This is a genomic window from Tropicimonas sp. IMCC6043 (assembly GCF_004146235.1).
In the GTDB taxonomy this organism is placed as follows: Bacteria; Pseudomonadota; Alphaproteobacteria; order Rhodobacterales; family Rhodobacteraceae; genus Tropicimonas.
In genome coordinates, this window is sequence record NZ_SELO01000158.1 from 1 (window position 1) to 475 (window position 475).

Sequence of the window (475 nt, forward strand, 5' to 3'; positions counted from 1 at the left end):
GTTCGTAGGTTCGAGCGGCGGCTTTGCGGATCAGCGTTTTCAACTTTGAGAACGCCATTTCTATCGGGTTCAGATCGGGACTGTATCGGGGCAGGAACAGCAACCAGTTGTCCTGTGCTTTCAGCAATTGCTGCGTTGTCGCCGATTTGTGGACGTTGAGGTTGTCAAGAATGACCACGTCACCGGGCGCGAGCGTGGGTGCGAGCTGGGTCTCGATGTAGAGGTCGAACGCGTCTCGGTCCATCGCGCCCTTGATGACCCATGGTGCGTCCAGTCGATCATGGCGCAGCGCGGCGATGAACGTCTGGGTGTTCCAATGCCCAAAGGGGGCATGTTCGATCAGTCGCTCGCCGCGCGGCGCCCAGCCGGTGGTCTTGATCATGTTGGTTTTCAAAGAGGTTTCGTCGATGAAGGCCAAACGGGGCAGGAACCTGCGCATGAAGGGCTGACGGCGGCTGATCCAGAACGTCCGCTC

Annotated in this window: 1 protein-coding gene; it reads right to left on the bottom strand. The window is 58.9% G+C overall.

Annotation, left to right across the window (positions count from 1 at the left end; translation table 11 throughout):
- The coding region (locus EU800_RS26215) for an IS630 family transposase (RefSeq protein WP_129636375.1) at nt 1-475 on the bottom strand (475 nt) is incomplete at both ends.